General features: G+C 45.8%; 15 protein-coding genes and 1 riboswitch. Of the genes, 7 read left to right on the top strand and 8 right to left on the bottom strand.

Annotated features, from left to right (window positions below; all coding sequences use genetic code 11):
• The first annotated feature begins 313 nt into the window (after window positions 1–313).
• Together NLX73_RS14565 and NLX73_RS14560 are read left to right on the top strand one after the other, a co-directional pair.
• Window positions 314–877, top strand: a complete 564-nt coding sequence (locus NLX73_RS14565) for a GbsR/MarR family transcriptional regulator (protein ID WP_028543060.1) — start codon at window positions 314–316, stop codon at window positions 875–877.
• A 153-nt stretch (window positions 878–1,030) separates the two neighbouring features.
• Window positions 1,031–2,512 (top strand): carboxylesterase/lipase family protein, encoded by a 1,482-nt coding sequence (locus NLX73_RS14560; RefSeq protein WP_254326654.1) that lies wholly within the window; start codon window positions 1,031–1,033, stop codon window positions 2,510–2,512.
• 143 nt (window positions 2,513–2,655) lie between these two features.
• On the opposite strand, the gene NLX73_RS14555 is transcribed toward NLX73_RS14560, so the two are convergent.
• The 6 genes from NLX73_RS14555 to NLX73_RS14530 all read right to left on the bottom strand — a co-directional run bounded on the left by NLX73_RS14555 (window position 2,656) and on the right by NLX73_RS14530 (window position 9,706).
• A complete protein-coding gene (locus tag NLX73_RS14555; RefSeq protein WP_254326518.1) occupies window positions 2,656–4,686 on the bottom strand; it encodes a methyl-accepting chemotaxis protein in 2,031 nt (676 codons plus the stop codon).
• A gap of 241 nt (window positions 4,687–4,927) precedes the next feature.
• Window positions 4,928–5,875 carry a DMT family transporter gene (locus NLX73_RS14550; RefSeq protein WP_254326517.1) on the bottom strand — a complete coding sequence of 316 codons (948 nt, stop codon included), beginning with the start codon at window positions 5,873–5,875 and terminating at the stop codon, window positions 4,928–4,930.
• Window positions 5,876–6,047: 172 nt separating this feature from the next.
• A riboswitch (FMN riboswitch) is annotated at window positions 6,048–6,192 on the bottom strand.
• Window positions 6,193–6,313: 121 nt separating this feature from the next.
• Entirely contained in the window at window positions 6,314–7,009 is a 696-nt protein-coding gene (locus NLX73_RS14545) for a hypothetical protein (RefSeq protein WP_061829586.1), read from the bottom strand.
• Complete coding sequence (locus NLX73_RS14540; protein ID WP_061829585.1) at window positions 7,002–7,925, bottom strand: ABC transporter ATP-binding protein; 924 nt, start codon at window positions 7,923–7,925, stop codon at window positions 7,002–7,004. The genes NLX73_RS14545 and NLX73_RS14540 overlap by 8 nt, the downstream gene beginning before the upstream one ends.
• A 127-nt stretch (window positions 7,926–8,052) precedes the next feature.
• A complete protein-coding gene (locus NLX73_RS14535) occupies window positions 8,053–8,997 on the bottom strand; it encodes a sensor histidine kinase (protein ID WP_254326516.1) in 945 nt (314 codons plus the stop codon).
• A 1-nt stretch (window position 8,998) separates the two neighbouring features.
• Complete coding sequence (locus NLX73_RS14530) at window positions 8,999–9,706, bottom strand: response regulator transcription factor (RefSeq protein WP_023987588.1); 708 nt, start codon at window positions 9,704–9,706, stop codon at window positions 8,999–9,001.
• Window positions 9,707–9,973: 267 nt separating this feature from the next.
• Here NLX73_RS14530 and NLX73_RS14525 point away from each other — a divergent pair, with 267 nt between their 5' ends.
• The 3 genes from NLX73_RS14525 to NLX73_RS14515 all read left to right on the top strand — a co-directional run bounded on the left by NLX73_RS14525 (window position 9,974) and on the right by NLX73_RS14515 (window position 12,728).
• Entirely contained in the window at window positions 9,974–10,477 is a 504-nt protein-coding gene (locus tag NLX73_RS14525) for a DUF6933 domain-containing protein (protein ID WP_254326515.1), read from the top strand.
• 98 nt (window positions 10,478–10,575) lie between these two features.
• Entirely contained in the window at window positions 10,576–10,884 is a 309-nt protein-coding gene (locus NLX73_RS14520) for a hypothetical protein (RefSeq protein WP_013309242.1), read from the top strand.
• A gap of 212 nt (window positions 10,885–11,096) precedes the next feature.
• Window positions 11,097–12,728, top strand: coding sequence for a formate--tetrahydrofolate ligase (locus NLX73_RS14515; protein ID WP_254326514.1), 1,632 nt, complete (start codon window positions 11,097–11,099; stop codon window positions 12,726–12,728).
• A 22-nt stretch (window positions 12,729–12,750) separates the two neighbouring features.
• On the opposite strand, the gene NLX73_RS14510 is transcribed toward NLX73_RS14515, so the two are convergent.
• Both NLX73_RS14510 and NLX73_RS14505 read right to left on the bottom strand, forming a co-directional pair.
• Window positions 12,751–14,481, bottom strand: coding sequence for an ABC transporter substrate-binding protein (locus NLX73_RS14510; protein ID WP_254326513.1), 1,731 nt, complete (start codon window positions 14,479–14,481; stop codon window positions 12,751–12,753).
• 107 nt (window positions 14,482–14,588) lie between these two features.
• Window positions 14,589–15,575 carry an ABC transporter substrate-binding protein gene (locus NLX73_RS14505; protein WP_254326653.1) on the bottom strand — a complete coding sequence of 329 codons (987 nt, stop codon included), beginning with the start codon at window positions 15,573–15,575 and terminating at the stop codon, window positions 14,589–14,591.
• 317 nt (window positions 15,576–15,892) lie between these two features.
• On the opposite strand from NLX73_RS14505, the gene NLX73_RS14500 reads away from it, so the two are divergent.
• Window positions 15,893–16,525 carry a LysE family translocator gene (locus tag NLX73_RS14500; RefSeq protein WP_254326512.1) on the top strand — a complete coding sequence of 211 codons (633 nt, stop codon included), beginning with the start codon at window positions 15,893–15,895 and terminating at the stop codon, window positions 16,523–16,525.
• A 110-nt stretch (window positions 16,526–16,635) separates the two neighbouring features.
• Window positions 16,636–17,913: an outer membrane lipoprotein-sorting protein gene (locus tag NLX73_RS14495; RefSeq protein WP_254326511.1), complete on the top strand. Its 1,278-nt coding sequence runs from the start codon at window positions 16,636–16,638 to the stop codon at window positions 17,911–17,913.
• Window positions 17,914–18,154: the final 241 nt, after the last annotated feature.

Genomic DNA, 18,154 nt, shown 5'->3' with positions numbered 1-18,154 from the left:
CCTCCGTTCTATAGAATGCTCAAACATTCGGAACTTTACAACCGATAGTGCTTTTTTTAAAATAGACAATGAAATATAACCATAAGAAAAAGATTTATGTATATCCATAATTTTAAAAGTTTACTATCATTAGCAATTTTGCGAATTATGATTTTGAACGATCCATGCTGTTGTAATATAGACAGAAGCTTTGTTTTTGAAACATTTCATTTATTATTGAAAGATTTCTTACATTGCGTCAAAGCTAATCTTTTACGGGTAAATCGTTCATACTAGGTTGTGCAAAATGCTCTAAAATTAGGAGGTTGCAAGCATGAGCTTGTACCAGTTAGGTGATGAGCAGCAGGCTTCGCTGCAAAAAATTCGCAAACGTGTTATAGAAGCTATAGGTAAAAACATGGACCTGTATGGGATCACTTTGTCTGCGGGGCATTTATACGGTTTGCTTTTCTTTGCGGATAAACCGATGACGCTGGACGAGATGGGCCGTGAAATGGAAATGAGCAAAACGAGCATGAGTACAGGAGTTCGAACATTATTGGATCTGAAAATGGTAAATAAGGTTTGGAGCAAGGGCTCACGCAAAGACTTGTATGAAGTCGAATATGACTGGCATCAAACCTTCACTGATTTCTTCGCTATTAAATGGAGAAAAGCGGTAGAAACAAATTTACTGGTGTTGCGCAAAGCCATTGATGAGCTGGACAGATTGATGAATCAGGGTGAAGAGTACGAGGAATTTAAGGCGATTCTTCAGCAAGATCGTATGAAAATGAAGCAGGCCGTCGCTTATTACAAGTGGCTAGACCGACTAATTGACTCTATGGAAAGCGAAGAAATTTATAAGCTGATTCCCAAAGAAGAAGTTCGGGATTAATCGCTATTTCTCTATCTTGTTTATAAAAATGCCGGAGCGCAAAAGTGCTTCCGGTATTTTTTGGTTTGGCCGTGTGCAAAGGGTATAATAGAGATATGTAAAGATTGATATTATACCGTTGTGTTGAAGATACGAAATAAAGGAGGCTTCATGATGGAGAGTATTACAGTACATACTCGTTTAGGTCAATTACGTGGGGAAACGGGGAATGGATATCATGTATGGAAAGGTATCCCATATGCACAGCCTCCTGTTGGAAAACTACGTTTTCACGCGCCCCAGCCTTTGGAGTCTTGGGAGGGTGTACGGGCTGCGATGAGTTTTGGGCCAATCTGTCCGCAACCTATGCCATCCGCTGAAAGTATGACTGGAAATCTGGTGGAACCGCCTGAGCAGTCAGAGGATTGCTTATACCTGAACATTTGGACACCTGCTTCGAAGGCTCCTGAGAAGGGACGTCCGGTGATGGTGTGGATTCATGGCGGTACCTTTGTCACGGGGTCCGGGATTATACCTTTATATGACGGGGAACGAATGGCGAAGAATGGCGATGTTGTGGTTGTTACGATCAATTATCGATTAGGGCCGTTAGGATTTTTGCATCTAACTCCAAAGGGAGATGGCCTGACCTCTAATGCGGGACTGCTGGATCAGATCGCTGCGCTGGAATGGGTTAGGGATCACATCTCTGCCTTTGGCGGTAACCCGGACGAAGTAACGGTGTTCGGTGAATCGGCAGGCGCGATGAGTATTGCCGCTTTATTGGCGATGCCAGCCGCTGAGGGACTGTTCCAGCGTGCGATTTTGCAGAGCGGTGCGTCGCAGGTATTGCCAACCTCACAGGCCGAACAAGTGACGGCTGTGTATCTGCAGCAGCTGGGTGTGGACACTCAGCATCCAGAACGGTTGTTTACGCTGCCGACAGATGCGCTAATGCTAGCTATGGCGAAGACGCATGAAATCATCGGACCCGGGATGGCGATGATCTATCAACCCGTCGTGGACGGTGTGACCTTGCCAGATGAACCGCTGTCTGCAATCGCGCAAGGTTCAGCAAAGCAGGTATCCGTTTTGATTGGAACGAACTTGCATGAGGGGGCCTATTTCATCCGAAAAGAATCCCATCTAATGAACAAGTCAACAGCGAGTCAGGCATTGGAAATGATGACGGGCATGTCAGACATCGGCGACCTGATAGAACCATTTCCTGTTACGATTGAGGGACAGGCACAAATGTTGACTGATCTATTTTTTTGGCGTCCTGCATTGGCTCTTGCTGTTGCGCAGTCGGCGCATGCGCCTGTATGGATGTATCGTTTTGATTGGACATTGCCGGGGCATCCTACCTTTGGACAAGCGGTTCACGGTGCCGAAATTGCGTTTGTTTTCGATAATCTGGAGCTGCTAGGTAAGCTTGGATTAGAGATTCAACCGTCGATGCAGAAGCTCGCTCAAGCTATGCAGCAGGCATGGGTTGCTTTTGCACGTGATGGGAAGCCTGTGCTGTTCGAGGAGGCTTGGCCGATGTACGACAGGGAAGAGCGGACTACAGCTATTTTCCATCAGGATATTAAAATGGAGCACGACCCCGAAGGAGATAGACGCCGTCAGTTAACCGGTCAGATGACCCTATAAGTAAATAAGAGAGATCACCCCAAGTACTCACATGGAAAAAGCCTTCGCCCGTAATTAGCATACGGACGAAGGCTTTTGTTAGTCATTAGATGTACTGCTGCTCATTCTTACTTTCATGAAATTGCAACGATACGATGTGTAACTTAAATCTTAAATCGCTTAACCAGCTGTTGCAAATCCTGGGCCATGTTGGACAACTCCTGAGACGAAGATGCGATTTCCTCCATGGCCGCCATTTGCTCCTGAGCGGCAGCAGAGGTTGTCTGCGAACTGTCCGCCGAATTGCGAGACAGACTTGCCAAATGGGTGACAGTAGCCGAAACTTCCTCTGTACTGGCTGAGATTTGTTCAGCCGCAGCGGACACACTTTGAATTTGCTCCACAATATGAGATGTAGAGCGTTCAATATTCGTAAATGCACCTTCTGCATCTTGGCTAATACGTAATCCTTCACCTACCTGGTTACGAACATTACCGTTCATGGTAGCGGTGGAGCGTTGAATCAAATCGAGCATCTGAGTAATGATCTGACTGATGGAATCTGCACTTTCCTTGGATTGCTCAGACAGCTTGCGTACCTCTATAGCGACTACGGCAAATCCACGCCCGGCTTCGCCAGCTCTGGAAGCTTCAATAGACGCGTTCAGAGACAACAAATTGGTTTGCTTGGCAATGGCGGCAATAGCTGTATTCATCTGCTTCGCATCGTCTGAGAGCTGGGATAGCTCATCCATCAGGCTAGCCGTTTGGCTTACAGCTTCCAGAATACGGTCCATTTGTGTCCGCACATGGCTGATCATTTGACTGCCTTGAGCTACATCATGCTCGGTTTGTCCTGCTGAATCCACGATGGAGCTTGCTGATTCGGCAATGGTGCTGACACCCTTGGCCATTTCTTCAACGGCATTAGCGGTTTGCTCGGATGCCTCGGCGCTGGTGGCTGCATTTTCTGCGGATTCCATAACTGTTTCCGCTACGTGTTGTACGGACTCCGTCGTTTGCTCTGTGCTTTCCTTGATCATCAGAGAAGAGGAAGCAAGTCGGGAGGACGTTTGATTGACCTCGGAAACCATCGTATGCAAGGAATGCGTCATCTGGTCAAAATTCTGTGCCAGTTCGCCGAACTCATCCTTGCTGGATAGGTTAACACGTTCGGTCAGATTTCCATCACGGACGATCCGTGTTCCTGCTTGCAGCTTCTTGAGTGGAATCAGGAACGAGCGAACCATAAGCACAATGATGATCGTAGCGGCCAGTATGGAAATAACAATTACAATCAGGCTTTGCTTCAGAATCGGTTGGGCTGCATCACTGTAATCCTCCAGATCCGACAGTGCGATAATGTTCCAGCCGGTGAGAGGGTCCTGGATTGTAAAAGCCAGCACGTCCCGATTCATGAATTGAATTTGTGATATGGAAGGAGTATCATTTTCAGCGGTTTTCGCTACTTCGGGAAGTCCCTCTATGATGTCTGTTGGTTTTTTGCCTGTATTTTTAAAGGCAGTTCCAGCTCCAGCCACAATTTTATGATCAGAATCAACAATAATGAGTCCTCCGCGTTCCCCAATCTTTACAGACTGCAGGTTTTGGCTCATCTTGTCCAGGTTCAAAGCCAATGCAATAGCTCCTTGACCGTCCTCCAGCGTTTTTGATAAATTAACCACTAAATTCCCTGTCGTGACGCTGACAGCTGGAACACTGACGGCTACTTTACCCTTTTCCTGCATCGCGTTTTTGTACCATTTTCTTTCCCTTGGATCATAATCGGTTTCCTTTTTTTTCGGCGTACGAATGTATTGTCCTTCCTCATTGCCGAGGAGCGCAGCATCTAATTCGGGATGAGCTTTGACGATGACATCCAATTTTTTCTGAAGAGCCTCTTCGTTGGAATCAATGGAATCAGATTGGATTTCAGTGGATAGCACGTCAACGTCTTTCATAATGGGCGATACATACTGATTGACATTGCTTCGGATCAGATACAGATTCGTGTACACGGCACCGCCCATTTGCTGACTGAGTTGCGTCGTAGCGCCCTGATAAGAAAAGTAACCGATAAGTACGCTCGGAATTAATAACACAGCTAAAAAAGATATTATTAATCTTGTCCTCATTAAATAAAACTGCTTGAGAAACCTGTTCCACCACGGAACTGTTTGTTTTGTTTTAGTCATAGCTCTTGCTCCTCTGTGTCTGATGATCACTACATTGTTTTATTCGACATAAACCGACGGATTTTATAGATGTAATCATTGGGAAACGAGGAATAGTAGCATGTTTTAGACATTTTTTTTGAAAAACGGGTCTAAAGAACTATATTTTATATGGATACGAATACATAAAAAAGCCAAATCGGAGATGCAAAAGCATCTTCACGATTTGGCTTGGGTGAGTCATGAAAGGGACATTGAACTGTTAATTTTTTTGCTGACGTGAAATCATAAAGAGCGTAATCCAGATGAGCATAAAACCAGTCAATTGCGCTACAGTGACAATTTGCTGAAATGCGATCCAGTTAATCACGACACCAACCATGGGAAAGCTCAGTTCTGCCATCGTAGCATAAGACGCTTTGGTCGTACTTAAGCCTTTGTAATACAGCAGCAAGCTGAGAAGACCCGGAAGCAATGCCTGCAATAGCAGATTGATAATCACAGCTGCGCCCGCCCATGTACCGGCAGGCATATTCCATGGCGCATGCTCTACAGAGGTGAGGACAATCATCAGAGGGAGCGCCACCATGAAGCGGAGGGAGGTTACTGTTTCATATTTCATTGAACGAAGCAAGTAACTTCCCATGACTGTCGAACCGCCCCACAGAACTGCTGCACCGAGTGCAAGCAGACTACCAACCTGAACAAAATCACGAACATGTCCGAAGGGGAGCGACCAACCGAAGGTCAGAAGATACGTCCCGAACAGAGCGACGACAATTAATAATCCAAAATGACGCGGCAACATTTCCTTCAAAATAATACGGGCTAGAACAATAGCGACCAAGGGTTGAAGCTTCTGGAGTAAGAGTACAGCATTCAAATCACCATTGCTGAGTGCCATAGTGAAAATCACGCTGGCCAGAGCCGAGCCGCCCCACGAGACGAATAAAATAGCGAAAACTTGACGAAGCCGTACCGCTTTGAGTTCCTCACGATGCTTCCACAGCATCGGTGTCAGAGCGAGGAAGAGCAGCACATGCTCCATAAGTACAATTTGTGTTGAAGTAAATGACTTTAGCAAAATAATACGAAAAAGCGGGTCTGCGCCCCACAAGGCTGCTCCAATTGCGACCAGCCAAAAACCGCTTTTCAAGTGGGAGCTACGATCAAAACCTTTGGATGTTAGTACAGTAGAAGATTGACTCATACTCAATTAGCTCCTTGCGAATACAGGACCGGTGGCACAAAAACCCCCGTCCATGGCGAAAGGCCATGCAAGACGGGGGTTGATCAAATAAACTTGCCGCTTTATGCAAGTTAAATGAAGTTGCTGCAAAACTAATAACGCAGTATTCATCCACTTTGCGGCATGTTGATATTTCGATCTTCTTCCATCCGGACTTTACCGTCGGCTTTGGCATCTCACCAAATCAGTCCGTATCCTGTTGCCAGATACAGAGTCGCGGGCTTAGCTCCATGAGCCATACCGCCGGTTGGGAATCTCACCCTACCCCGAAGATCCTTATTCCGTTTTTAATTTCTCCTATAGGATATACCTGTTTTAGAATGAAGTCCAGTGAAAAATGTGTGTATATCTAACAATGATTTTCATCTGTTTTTTGAAAGCGCTCTACGAAATTACATATTACGAGGTAATATCCTTATACTCAATACGTCGAATCGCCGCATAAGCCACAAGCATTCCTAGTAGAGAGAAGCCAATTTGCACGGGGGCTATGGAGCTAAGTGTAGCGCCGTTATTATTGGAGAAAAGCAATGCTACAATCAGGATTGAGGTCACAATGGTGGTGGGTACAGAGTATCTTCGCATCCCCATATACAGCGGAACCAATCCCATAAAGCTGGCAGCAACGGCATTGATCAGCGTCCGTGCTGATTGTTGGCCCAGTATGGAAAGAGTGAGGTTATCCGGTACAATCAAGACAAACTGGTTGAGCAGATGAATAGCAGCCGTAATGATTATTTCCGAAATAATAATAGACAAGAACGTAAACAGCAGCACAACCAAGAGCTTGGCGATCATCAGCTTTTGACGGTGAATCGGATACATGAACAAGATCGTAATCGATTTGGATTTAAATTCTCCGACGATAAAGCGGCATAGCAAAACGGAGGAAAATACAATAAATGTTGCTCTCACAAAATTGTCTATTAGATCCAAGAGTTGAGTGTACTGTGTGAATTCGGGTATTCCTTCACTTTGACTGTCCAGCGCGATAATACAGAGCAGCCCAAGAATGCATGCATTGGCGATCAGTGCTGATCGGATATAACCCGCCAGATGAAATTTTTTCAGCTCCAACTGCATCAATTTAAGCATGGAGATCACCTCCGTTTAACAGGCGCAAAAAGTAGTCTTCCAGCGTGCTGCTTTTCTGATGAATGGAATCCACCTCTATATCATTTAAAATGAGCGTTTTCGTAATTTGTTTCTGTGGTACATTTGAATCGTAAATACGTATACTCTGTTCATTTAGTACTTTTATATTATTCAGATTCAGATGATGGGAGAGGACATAGGTCGCTTTTTTACAATCGTTGGTCGTAAATTCGATATATTCCGTATTGGTTTCCCGCACCTGCTCCATCGATACTTCCTCAATCAGTCGTCCGTGATTAATCACGCCTACCGTATCCGCAATCTGCTCTATTTCCGCTAAAATATGACTGGACACGAGCAGAGTCATCCCATATTCCTTGCATAGCATGTGGAATAATTGGCGGATTTCCTTGATACCCACGGGGTCCAGACCATTAATGGGTTCATCCAAAATGAGTAGCTCTGGCTTAGTCGCAATAGCGCGGGCAATCCCAAGACGTTGCTTCATTCCCAGCGAAAAATCCTTTACCGGCTTGTCATCCGCATTTCGCAAATTCACTAATTCCAGGGCATCCCGAACCGCCTGCTTATTATAGTAGCCCATGTATTCACAATGAAGTTCGAGATTTTGCTGTGCCGTCAGTCTGTCATAAAAAATCGGGTATTCAATAATCGAACCCATCCGTCCGAGCAGATGATACGATTTTGGCGTTAATTTCTCACCGAATAATTCAATTTCACCCGAAGTCGGCTTGAGTAAATTCGTAATCATTTTCATCATCGTTGTCTTGCCTGCCCCGTTAGGGCCGAGAAAGCCATAGGTTTCTCCCTTGCGCACATTCATACTGACTCCCGCTACAATTTCATTGCCCTTCAGGGCCTTGGTCAACTGATGTGTACGTATTACGTAAGTCATGGGTGTTCTCCCTTCGTATACTGCTGATAATTCAAGGATAAAGGGCGAAATGTTCATTTTTCTTTCGTGATTCTTACAAATTTATTAAGTTGAGCACAAATCGAATTATGCAAAATGTTTAGTTCGATTAATAGTTGATTTTCTTCAATGTAAAAGAGAAGACTGTCCGCTCATAAGGTCTACTAGTCAATTGAATTTCTCCGTTCATCGTTTCAACCAGGCGTTTGGCAATCGTAAGGCCCAGTCCGCTGCCTTGTACCGTCTTATTACGGGAGTCCTCCAGTGTGTACATGCGTTCAAAAACTTTATCTTGCTCAGATTCCTGTATGCCTTTGCCACGATCCCATACCTCTATACGCACTGTATCCTGCTGTTCCAATAGAGCCAGACCCAGCGTCCGTCCATCTGCCCCATAACGAATGGCATTCGAGATCAGATTGTTCAGCACCCGTCCAATCGCTCCTTCGTTCCCCAAGGCATGAATGGGGTGCTCCGGGATCTCAATATGCACAGTAAATCCCTGTGCGGTCAGCAGGTCATAAAACTCCAAAATGCTGCGTCTGCACAGTTCTCCCACTTCCAGTCGAGTCAATGGAATATCCGTATCATTAGCCTCCAGCTTCGCCAAGCTAAAAAAGCTGCCGATCAGCTCAATCGCTTCGCTTGTCTTTTGATGAATTTTGGATAGCAGCTTTATACGTTCTTCTGGCAAAATAGTCGGATCGCCATCCAGCATCTCGGCATATCCAAGCACAACCGTAAGCGGGGTCTTGAGATCGTGGGAAATGTTCGAAATCATTTTGCGCATGGCGATTTGGCTACGGTTGTAATCTGCAGACACTCTGAGATTCAAGTCCAGCAGTCGGTTAATTTCCGTCATGAGTCGTTGCAGTTCAACGTCACCTGTGACATATAGCAGCTTTTCCGCATGATTCACCGTCACAATCCGCTCTAGTAGGGTTCGGATATCCTTTATTTTGCGCTTATAGGCCATACGCTCCCGCCAAAGCCATACTATAACGACTGACATGATGAGGCCGACAATCCATTCAGAAATGTTTTCGATGTTCATATCAGCCATTCTCCCATTTGTAGCCAATGCCCCATAGCGTTTTAATGTGGACAGGATGAGAGGGATCTTCTTCGATTTTCTCACGCAGGCGGCGAATATGGACGTTAATCACGTTCTCGTCGCCCATATAATCGTCTTTCCAAATAAATCCGTATAATTGTGCTTTTGTAAATACCCGGTTCGGATTGGCTACAAATAGCTTCAAAATATCGGACTCTTTGGCTGTTAGCTGAATTTCATTTTCATTGCGTATGACTGTAAAATGATCAAAATCAATGCGCAGACTGCCGTAGGTCAAAACTTGTGCTTGCGGCTGTTCCTCCTGTTGTTGCTGACGGGCATATGTAGTAGATCTGCGGATCGCGGACTGAATACGAGCTGTCATTTCCAGCATTGAAAAAGGTTTGGCAACATAATCGTCTGCCCCAAAGCCCAGTCCAAGCGCTTTATCCACGTCGCTGTCCTTGGCTGACATAATCAGAATAGGTACTGCGCTGTGGGTACGGATCCGGCGGATCACCTCCATACCGTCCACCTTCGGCATCATCAAGTCCACCAGTACCAGATCATAGGTATGACGTTCAAAGGCAAGAAGACCCTCTTCCCCGTCATAGGCAGTGGTTAGACTGTATCCTTCCTTAGTGAGTGCTTTGAGTAGCATTTCGGCAATGGATAGATCGTCTTCAATAAGTAAAATATGCTGTGACATAGGTGTGGAACACCCCTAATTTTTAGATTAAGCTCGCGTGACGAACTGTACCTGAATTATATAGAGCAGTGGAGGGGATTTCCATAAAAAATATCCAAAGAGAAAATTAATGTGTCTGGTAATCTATGATTCCCCTATATTATACTGAAAGAGTTTATAATCCGATGTTTGGAATACGGTGTTATGATATCCGGGACATGCCTCATATGAGAGATTGGGTATGCGAATCACGCTGCGGTACAGGACCGTCAATAAAGGAGAGCGACGATGTTTGTCATACGAGGAACACAAAAACTGCTGAAGGAATGGGAGACTGAACCACTTCAAGTTGATATTTATCCGCCTTTGAATAGTTGGCATGCCAGCTTGTTTTTACTTAATCGAAGAAAAAATATAGTGTTTATGCATGATATATCTCGCTTAAGCATCACGCTTTTTGGGATTAAAAAATCGCAGTACAAAAACTTGCCAGCTCTTTTTATGCAAGCCTTGAAGGAATTTATGATCAGCGAAGGCTTTGATGAACAGATCGTAAAGGCCTACATACAGGAAGGCAAGCAGATGCTGGCTACGACGACGAATAGTCATAGTGTAATGAGAACCTTAGATGAGATTATTTTTATCATGAAGGAACTGGATATGGAGCATGGGTGCGAGCTGGAAAAAAACCAGTGGAATAACCGGATTGTTTTCAAAACAGTCGAATACAAGTACCCTGTTGATGTTTTTAAAGAAATGCTAGAAAAGCATTATAAACTAGAGAGTATTTGAGAATTTTATGATTTTACGAAATGAGTTCCATTTATTCCCTCTGTCCTATATAATCTAATATAGTTCTAAAAGACTATATAAAGAGAGGTAAGGGGTAAATGAAGATTAAATTGAGAAATAAAACTGGAATGATCAAGGAACGCAAAGTAGGTTTTTCATGGACTACGCTCTTTTTTGGTTTTTTCCCTGCGTTGTTTAGAGGGGATTGGAAGTGGGCTGTTATTATTTTTCTGGTGTCGATCCTTACGAGTGGGGCATCCAACTTTGTATTTTGCTTCATATATAACCGCTTACATATTAATGATTTGTTGTCCCAAGGCTATGGCCCTGCTACTAAGAAATCCCAAGCTATCCTGATTTCTAAGGGATTTATTGCTGAAAATTACGCTGCTAACTTTGCAGGTTAAATTGAAAGCTGTTTGTTAAACGAGACGTATCAAAAGAGCATCCACCAAAGTCCATGCGGGCGGGGAATGCTCTTTTTTTATAACTCACATGATAGCAACGCTTGCGATGAAATGAATCATAGCGCAATAAGCGGCACATTTTGGTAAAATAAAACGATACAGGGTTTGACACCATCGGTCAGACTTATAAAACGGGGGGTACATAACGAAAGATGAAGAGGATTATTGATATAGCCAAGGAAGCAGGAATTGAAGAAGAACATCTGGAGACGTATGGAAAATATAAAGCGAAGCTAAATCCGTCCCTGTGGGAGCAGTTAAAGGATCGCCCGAATGGAAAGCTGGTGCTGGTTACGGCAATGAATCCCACGCCGGCGGGAGAAGGAAAAACGCTGACAACCATCGGGCTGTCACAGGCGCTGAATGCGCTGGGGCATAAAACCGTTGCTGCATTGCGTGAGCCGTCCCTTGGCCCTTGCTTTGGGATGAAAGGGGGAGCAACCGGGGGAGGACAAGCCCAGATTGTTCCGGCAGAAGACATTAACCTGCATTTTACAGGTGATATTCACGCGATTTCGGCAGCGCATAATTTGCTGGCAGCGATGATCGATAACCATTTGTTTCATGGAAATGCTTTGCGGTTGAAGCCGGAGCGGATCGTATGGAAACGCGCTGTCGATATGAACGACCGGAGTTTGCGAAATATTGTGACCGGATTGGGGTCAGGTAATGGAGCAGTGAGAGAAAGTGGCTTTCTCATTACCTCGGCTTCAGAAGTGATGGCGGTATTATGTTTAAGTGAAGATATGGACGATCTTAAAGTGCGATTGGGTCGGATGGTGATTGGTTATAACGAAGATGGCGAAACGGTAACAGCTGAGGAACTCCATGCGGTGGAAGGTATGGCTGTGCTGCTTCGGGAAGCATTGAAACCCAATCTGGTGCAAACGTTGGAGGGAACTCCAGTTATTGTGCATGGTGGACCTTTTGCGAATATTGCGCATGGATGCAGTAGTTTGATCGGTACGAAGCTGGCCCTGAAGCTGGGAGAGGTGGTCGTCACGGAGGCTGGATTCGGGGCCGAGCTGGGAGCGGAAAAGTTTTTTGACATCAAGTGCCGTCAATCCGGTTTGCAGCCAGATGCGGCTCTGTTGGTCGTAACCGCCAAAGCGCTGAAATATAACGGCGGTGTAGCTAAAAATGAGCTGGACGCAGAAAATCTGGAGCAATTGCAACTTGGATTAGTCAACATGAACCGGCATGTTCGGAATTTGCAAAAGTTTGGCGTGCCAGTACTGGTAGCGGTCAACCATTTTGTAACAGATAGCGAAGCCGAGTTGGAACTGATTTTCTCGGAATGCCGCAAGCTGGGTGTACCCGTAGAGCTGTCACAGGTGTGGGCACAGGGAAGCCAAGGTGGAGAAAAGCTGGCTCAAAGCCTCCTAAACCTGCTCCAGGAGGACAAAGCCCATTTTGCACCATTGTATGAGCATACACTTGATTTGCAAGCGAAAATTAGTGTCATTGCGAAGGAGCTTTATGGTGCGGCAGAGGTAGCTTACACTCCTGCGGCCAAACGGGCGTTGGCCGGTATGGAGCAGCTTGGTTTTGGACAACTGCCTGTATGTATGGCCAAAACACCGTATTCTTTCTCAGATCAACCTTCTCTGCTAGGTGCACCGGAGGGCTTTACCATTCACGTGTCCAGCGTTTCTTTGTCCGCAGGGGCAGGCTTTGTGGTCGTGGAAACAGGTAATACTATGACGATGCCAGGATTACCCAAATCCCCAGCAGCTGAGCATATGTCGCTGGAGGCAGATGGAAGCATTCATGGTCTAATGTAGTCTTTAGAAAAATGGCAGCTTATCAGGATGAAGTGACGAGCAGTTTGGGCAGTGCAGTAAGCAGTTTTTGCCGGGTCATGGCATCGCTCCAGTTCCAGCGGTCAGCTTCTACGAAATATACCCGACCTTGACGTACAGCAGGAAGGCTGCGCCAGAGAGGGCTGCTGATCATGCGTTCCAGCGTACGTTTGGATTCTGGGGCTGTCGGGACAAGCATAAAAATGCGGTCCCCGGCGTAATCAGGCAATTCGTTTGGATCTATTTCCGCGAAGCCATCTCCCTCGTCGAGCACCTTTTGGATCGGCTCAACGGGCTGAAAGCCCTGTGGGTGGTAGAGGGCCGACGAGAATCCAGACATACCCATGACAAAGAGCCGATCACCATGATCGAAGATGAAGACGGAGGCTGTTTCTCCGGCTGTGATTTGCGTACCGAGCTGCCGCCACATTGCCAGATTACGGGCTGTGAAGGTAGACAACCAGCGTTCGGCCTCCCGCTCCTTACCGAGCCAGGTGCCAAGTGTACGCATCCGTTCCTCCAGCGTGGCGAAGGAGTTGAAGGTGACGGTGGGAGCGATACTGGCAATGCGCTCATATTCCTGTTCATCTGAATTAGCGATGATAATTAGATCAGGATCGAGAGCGCTGGTCAAGCGGGTATCCAGTGGAAGGCCCACATCGGCGACATTCACAAGACGATGTTTATAGACGCTGTATTCACTGAGTTGCAGACTTCCGCCGATGGCTTTGGCCCCTAATGCCAATAGATCGCCCATCGTTTCTCCATGATAGATGATGCGGCTTGCTCGGCGCGGAATATGAATATGGTGACCCGTCCAATCCTTGACGCGCACAGAACCGGAGACAGAAAGCGCGTACTTGCCCGGGGGAATCCCGGTCATTTGCCTAAACCGCCGATTAAAATAATATTCGTCAGAGAAACCAACCTGACGGGCAATTTCACGTAAAGGCCGTTTGCAATCCAGCAGCAGCCGCTTGGCATGATTCAAGCGCAGCTCAGTGAGGTAATGCAGCGGCTTTTTGCCTGTCACTTTACGAAACATTTGGGAGTATTGCCATATGGAAACGTTCCCCTGCTCGGCAAGCTGCTTGACGGTAATGGGCTTTTCATAGTTGTTTTCCATATATGAGAGAGTGCCTTCTACCGATGCTGGCAATGCCGGATTAGAGGTATTATTTTGATCAATATGGGTGTGGTCTTCCTGCCACAGCAAGAGCAACTCTTGAAACATAATTTGCTGCCGTAATACAGATATCTGGTTATGTGGCTGTATCGCTTGTTGGGTACTATGAAATAGCCCTTCAGTCAACTGAATAAGTTTGGAGGAAGAAGAGGAGACGATGCATTCGCGCGGTCTCGGCAGGACAGGTCCATGATATAGGGATGGCATACGTACTGCGTGTTCACCCAAGGCCATGTCCGCTTGTGGTTCTGACGGCAAAGCGATGACCTCAAACGTGATTTTGTAGTATTCGGGCACAGTTCCATTCAGGGGAGCGATTTGATAGGATTCACCTGGAGCTAGCCAATATCCATGACCTGTATGGAATAGATACTGCTCTGAGCCAATGTCCACCATACCTGTCCCACCGATGAACATAAGCAGACAGTGATATGAATTGGGACGTGATAATAATTCATCGGTAGGCTCACCAATCAACGCAATTTCTTTAAAATGAAAAAGCAGTGAACTGAACGGGGGAGGATATACGGACGACGGAGACTGGTTCACGGTATTGCTCCTTTTATTGAGAATGGTTATCATGTATTTATAAGTATACCTCCTTTAGGTTCAACAAAAAAGAAGCTATCAACAAGTGTCGATAAGCTTCTCCAATTTTATTTGATGAGCTTGGGCAATTCCTCCAGCAGCCATTCTCGAGTGGAAGCATCACTTTCAGTTTTGCCAATATCCTGAGTATACACACGCCCCTGTTGGACAGCAGGGAGCTGGAGCCACAGCTTGCTTTTCATTAACTGTTCGGTGGATTGTTGGGCTTCTGAACTTGGTGTTCTTAGTATGAAAATCCGATCTCCAGCGTATTGTCCGATCACTTCCTGAGATATTTGAACAAATCCTTTGTCTTCATCCAATGCTTTCTGAATAGGAGAGGTAGGCTTGAAACCATTCTTTTCATACAGTATTTGTGACAGTCCTGTCCGTCCCATTGCGAATAAACGGTCACCTGGATAGTAGGTAAAGACTGAAGCTGTTTCCCCCGCCTTAACACCCTCTGCGTGAAGTTTGGTCCACATCTCTGCTTCCTTTATTTTATATTGGGCAAGCCAATCTTCAGCAGCCTTTTTCTTGTTCACAATGTCTCCGAGATGCAGCAAACGTTCGTTTAACGGGGCGAAGGTATCGAACATAATTGTAGGTGCAATTTTTGTTAACGCTGCGTATTGCTTTTCATCTGTATCGGCGGTAATGATCAGGTCAGGCTGTAGTTCCAAGGCTTTTTCCAAATTAATCGGGACCCCCAGATCGGCCACGTTCTGAACCTGCTTCTCATAAACCTTGCCTTCAATCATAGAAGTCGATGTACCTACAGCTTGTATGCCTAAAACCAATAAATCCCCATAGTTTTCTCCGAAATAAGCAATGCGTTGGGGAGTCGTAGGAATGTTCACTGTATGTCCCTTATAGTCTGTGTAGTCACGAGTTGTGGCAACTTCCGATGTTTTTGTAGATGTCGTTGATTCTGCTGAAGGTGTTGATGTATTCCCTGCTGTAGTCTGTTTGTCTGATGTGCCGCATCCCAGCATTAGTGCTCCCATGAGAGAGAACAAACCGAGCAGGACTGTACATTGCCGAACTGATTTCATGACCATTATGGTGACCTCCGTATGATTGATTCAGGATTTAACAAAACCCCCACGTATGTAAGAATGCTCGTTATCCTTGTACATATGATAATGAGAATTATTATCACAAAAGCAATAATAAGCGATGCACCTTCAACACTCAATGGACAAACTTGGCCAACGAATTTGATTTTGTACAAAATAAGCCTCATGTGTTTGGGTTTGTACAGCTTTAGAGGCCCCAGTTCAAGTCTGTTCCAGGGTGGAGTTAAGTCTATTGATTACTATTTTTTCATGATATAGAATGAACTTTTTATACTTTTGAAAGAGGTTCAAAAATGGCATTGTTTATTACATATGTTTTACTTGGCTTCTCCATAGCACTACCTGTAGGTACAATTACGGTTGAAATGACGAAGCAGGGACTGAAAAATGGGTTCATGCATGGATGGGTTGTAGGTCTTGGAGGAATGACTGTCGATTTGTTATTAATCATTGGTTTGTATTTTGGTCTGGCCTCGGTCTTGTCATTACCTGTTGTACAAGTGATTATGTGGTTCGTTGGAGCCCTTTTTTTGTGCTACGTAGGGTACGACAGTATTAAAAATGCGGATCATGATATTGCGCTGGAAGGAGAAAAAAAGACGAAATCATTATTTTCTTCCTATAAAAATGGACTGCTCGTAGCTGTTTCACCGGGGAATTTAGTGTTCTGGGTAAGTGTTTTTGGGACTGTGCTGGCAAGTTCATTTGATCGGTCAAATACAAGTCAGTTCTTGATTGTTGGCTTAGGTATTTTGTTTGGTATTCTTATCCATGATTTAGGCTTAATGGCCCTTGTTGCGACAACACGAAAAGCGATGAATCGAACCGCCATCAAGTGGGTCACGATCAGTGCCGGCGTGGTTTTGATCGGTTTTTCTTTTTATTTCCTGTATGAATTTATTATCAGTCTCCAAAAGATTCTATAGTATTACGCAAGGATACGCGCAAGCTTGTCATGCCAGTCTGCATAAATCGAACAAGTCCTTCATAGACATGTACTAATTCATTTAAAACATGTGCTGAAGGGGTTGATGACATGCGCCGGATTTCATGGATGCTTGCCATGGTCATGTGTGTAACGCTGCTGCTGGCCGGGTGCGGCAAGAAGAGCGCGGACGATGTGGTTAAAGATTTGAGTGACGTGGTGAGCGACCTGAACAGCTACCACGGTACAGCTTTGATGACGCTGCATACCGGCGACACGCCGCAGGAATACAAGGTGGATATTTCCTACCGCAAGCCGTCCTATTACCGAATTGCCATGACGAACGAGAAAAAGGATGTTACGCAAATTGTGCTTCGTAATGATGAGGGTGTATTTGTACTGACACCCAGCCTGAACAAAAGCTTCCGTTTCAAAAGCGACTGGCCAAACAATCAGGGTCAAGTATATTTATATGAAACGTTGGTTCGCAGCATTATCGGCGATGCCTCCCGTCAGTTGGCTACCGACGATAAATCCTATGTGTTTGATGTGGCAGCGAATTACAACAGCCATGCGCTGGTGAGACAAAAGATATGGCTGTCCAAAAATGACTATGCACCGACTCAGGTACAGGTGTCTGATGCGAATGCCAAGGTAGTTGTTGATCTGAAATTCGATCAATTTGCTTTTGATACGAAGTTTGACAAAGACTCTTTTGATATGGAGCGGAACATGGCTTCAGGTAAGACGAGTACGGGTAGCGAAGGGGCGCCATCTTCCGGAGCAGTGGAGCCCAGCGGTCAGCTTGATCCTTCCGGTGCGATAGATGGGACGACTGGCGTGACGTCTGGCGAACCCGGACAAGAGCAGGGAACAGCAGGGGATGCAGTTCTGCAGCCGTCAGGGGAAGCGAAGGTGGACGGTACTGCCACAAATGATACGTCCAAACCGGACGCAGCAGCCAACGCAGATGCGCAGCAACAAACCCCGAGCACATCGGATGCCGCAAACGGAACGTCAGCGGGAACAGATGCGGCAGAAGCTGTGATGGGTGAGTTTGGCTTGATCGAACCATCCTACACGCCAGCCGGAGTACAGATCAAGGATACGCCGGAGCTGGAGGATAATGGTACACATGCCGTGATGCTGCGGTATAGTGGAACGTATAATTATACCATTGTGGAGGCGCGTCCAAAAGATCGGGCAGTCGCACTAGCCGCAGGCGAACTGGTTGATATTGGAGGAAGCTTTGCCGTTCTGACCGGAAGCGAACAGCAGACGATGACCTGGATGAATGACGGAATCGAGTTCAGAATCACCAGTGCTGACCTGCCTGTGAGCGAAATGATACAAATTGCCGCTTCTATACAGGATCAATCGGGTAAATAAAACTTTATAGACGGATGCAGACGGTCTAGAGTGTAAAAATGCTCTGCTGCCGCCCGTATCCGTCTTTTGTTCATTCGCGGTCTAGGATGTGCACCGCTTGTATGTCGTGTTCATTGTAGAGGATGCTGGCAAACTTCTCCTGCCATTTGACAGCCACGTTTTTGAACATTACCATTAACCTTTGGAAGCAAGAACTTTGCCACACTCCGAATGGTTAAAGGTTATGTTACAGGCTAACAAT

It is taken from the genome of Paenibacillus sp. CH40, from assembly GCF_024213605.1.
Classification (GTDB): Bacteria; Bacillota; Bacilli; order Paenibacillales; family Paenibacillaceae; genus Paenibacillus; species Paenibacillus polymyxa_B.
The sequence above is the reverse complement of the archived record's forward strand: the minus strand, read 5'-3'. Positions and strand labels throughout refer to the sequence as shown.

Excerpts from the sequence above, each read along its gene's own strand:
- NLX73_RS14550 (WP_254326517.1), bottom strand. The coding sequence starts at position 5,875 with ATGAGTCAATCTTCTACTGTACTAACATCCAAAGGTTTTGATCGTAGC.
- NLX73_RS14540 (WP_061829585.1), bottom strand. The coding sequence starts at position 7,925 with ATGACTTACGTAATACGTACACATCAGTTGACCAAGGCCCTGAAGGGC.
- NLX73_RS14500 (WP_254326512.1), top strand. The coding sequence starts at position 15,893 with ATGGCATTGTTTATTACATATGTTTTACTTGGCTTCTCCATAGCACTA.
- NLX73_RS14520 (WP_013309242.1), top strand. The coding sequence starts at position 10,576 with ATGAAGATTAAATTGAGAAATAAAACTGGAATGATCAAGGAACGCAAA.
- NLX73_RS14530 (WP_023987588.1), bottom strand. The coding sequence starts at position 9,706 with ATGTCACAGCATATTTTACTTATTGAAGACGATCTATCCATTGCCGAA.
- NLX73_RS14515 (WP_254326514.1), top strand. The coding sequence starts at position 11,097 with ATGAAGAGGATTATTGATATAGCCAAGGAAGCAGGAATTGAAGAAGAA.
- NLX73_RS14495 (WP_254326511.1), top strand. The coding sequence starts at position 16,636 with ATGCGCCGGATTTCATGGATGCTTGCCATGGTCATGTGTGTAACGCTG.
- NLX73_RS14545 (WP_061829586.1), bottom strand. The coding sequence starts at position 7,009 with ATGCTTAAATTGATGCAGTTGGAGCTGAAAAAATTTCATCTGGCGGGT.
- NLX73_RS14565 (WP_028543060.1), top strand. The coding sequence starts at position 314 with ATGAGCTTGTACCAGTTAGGTGATGAGCAGCAGGCTTCGCTGCAAAAA.
- NLX73_RS14555 (WP_254326518.1), bottom strand. The coding sequence starts at position 4,686 with ATGACTAAAACAAAACAAACAGTTCCGTGGTGGAACAGGTTTCTCAAG.
- NLX73_RS14505 (WP_254326653.1), bottom strand. The coding sequence starts at position 15,575 with ATGAAATCAGTTCGGCAATGTACAGTCCTGCTCGGTTTGTTCTCTCTC.
- NLX73_RS14535 (WP_254326516.1), bottom strand. The coding sequence starts at position 8,997 with ATGAACATCGAAAACATTTCTGAATGGATTGTCGGCCTCATCATGTCA.
- NLX73_RS14560 (WP_254326654.1), top strand. The coding sequence starts at position 1,031 with ATGGAGAGTATTACAGTACATACTCGTTTAGGTCAATTACGTGGGGAA.
- NLX73_RS14525 (WP_254326515.1), top strand. The coding sequence starts at position 9,974 with ATGTTTGTCATACGAGGAACACAAAAACTGCTGAAGGAATGGGAGACT.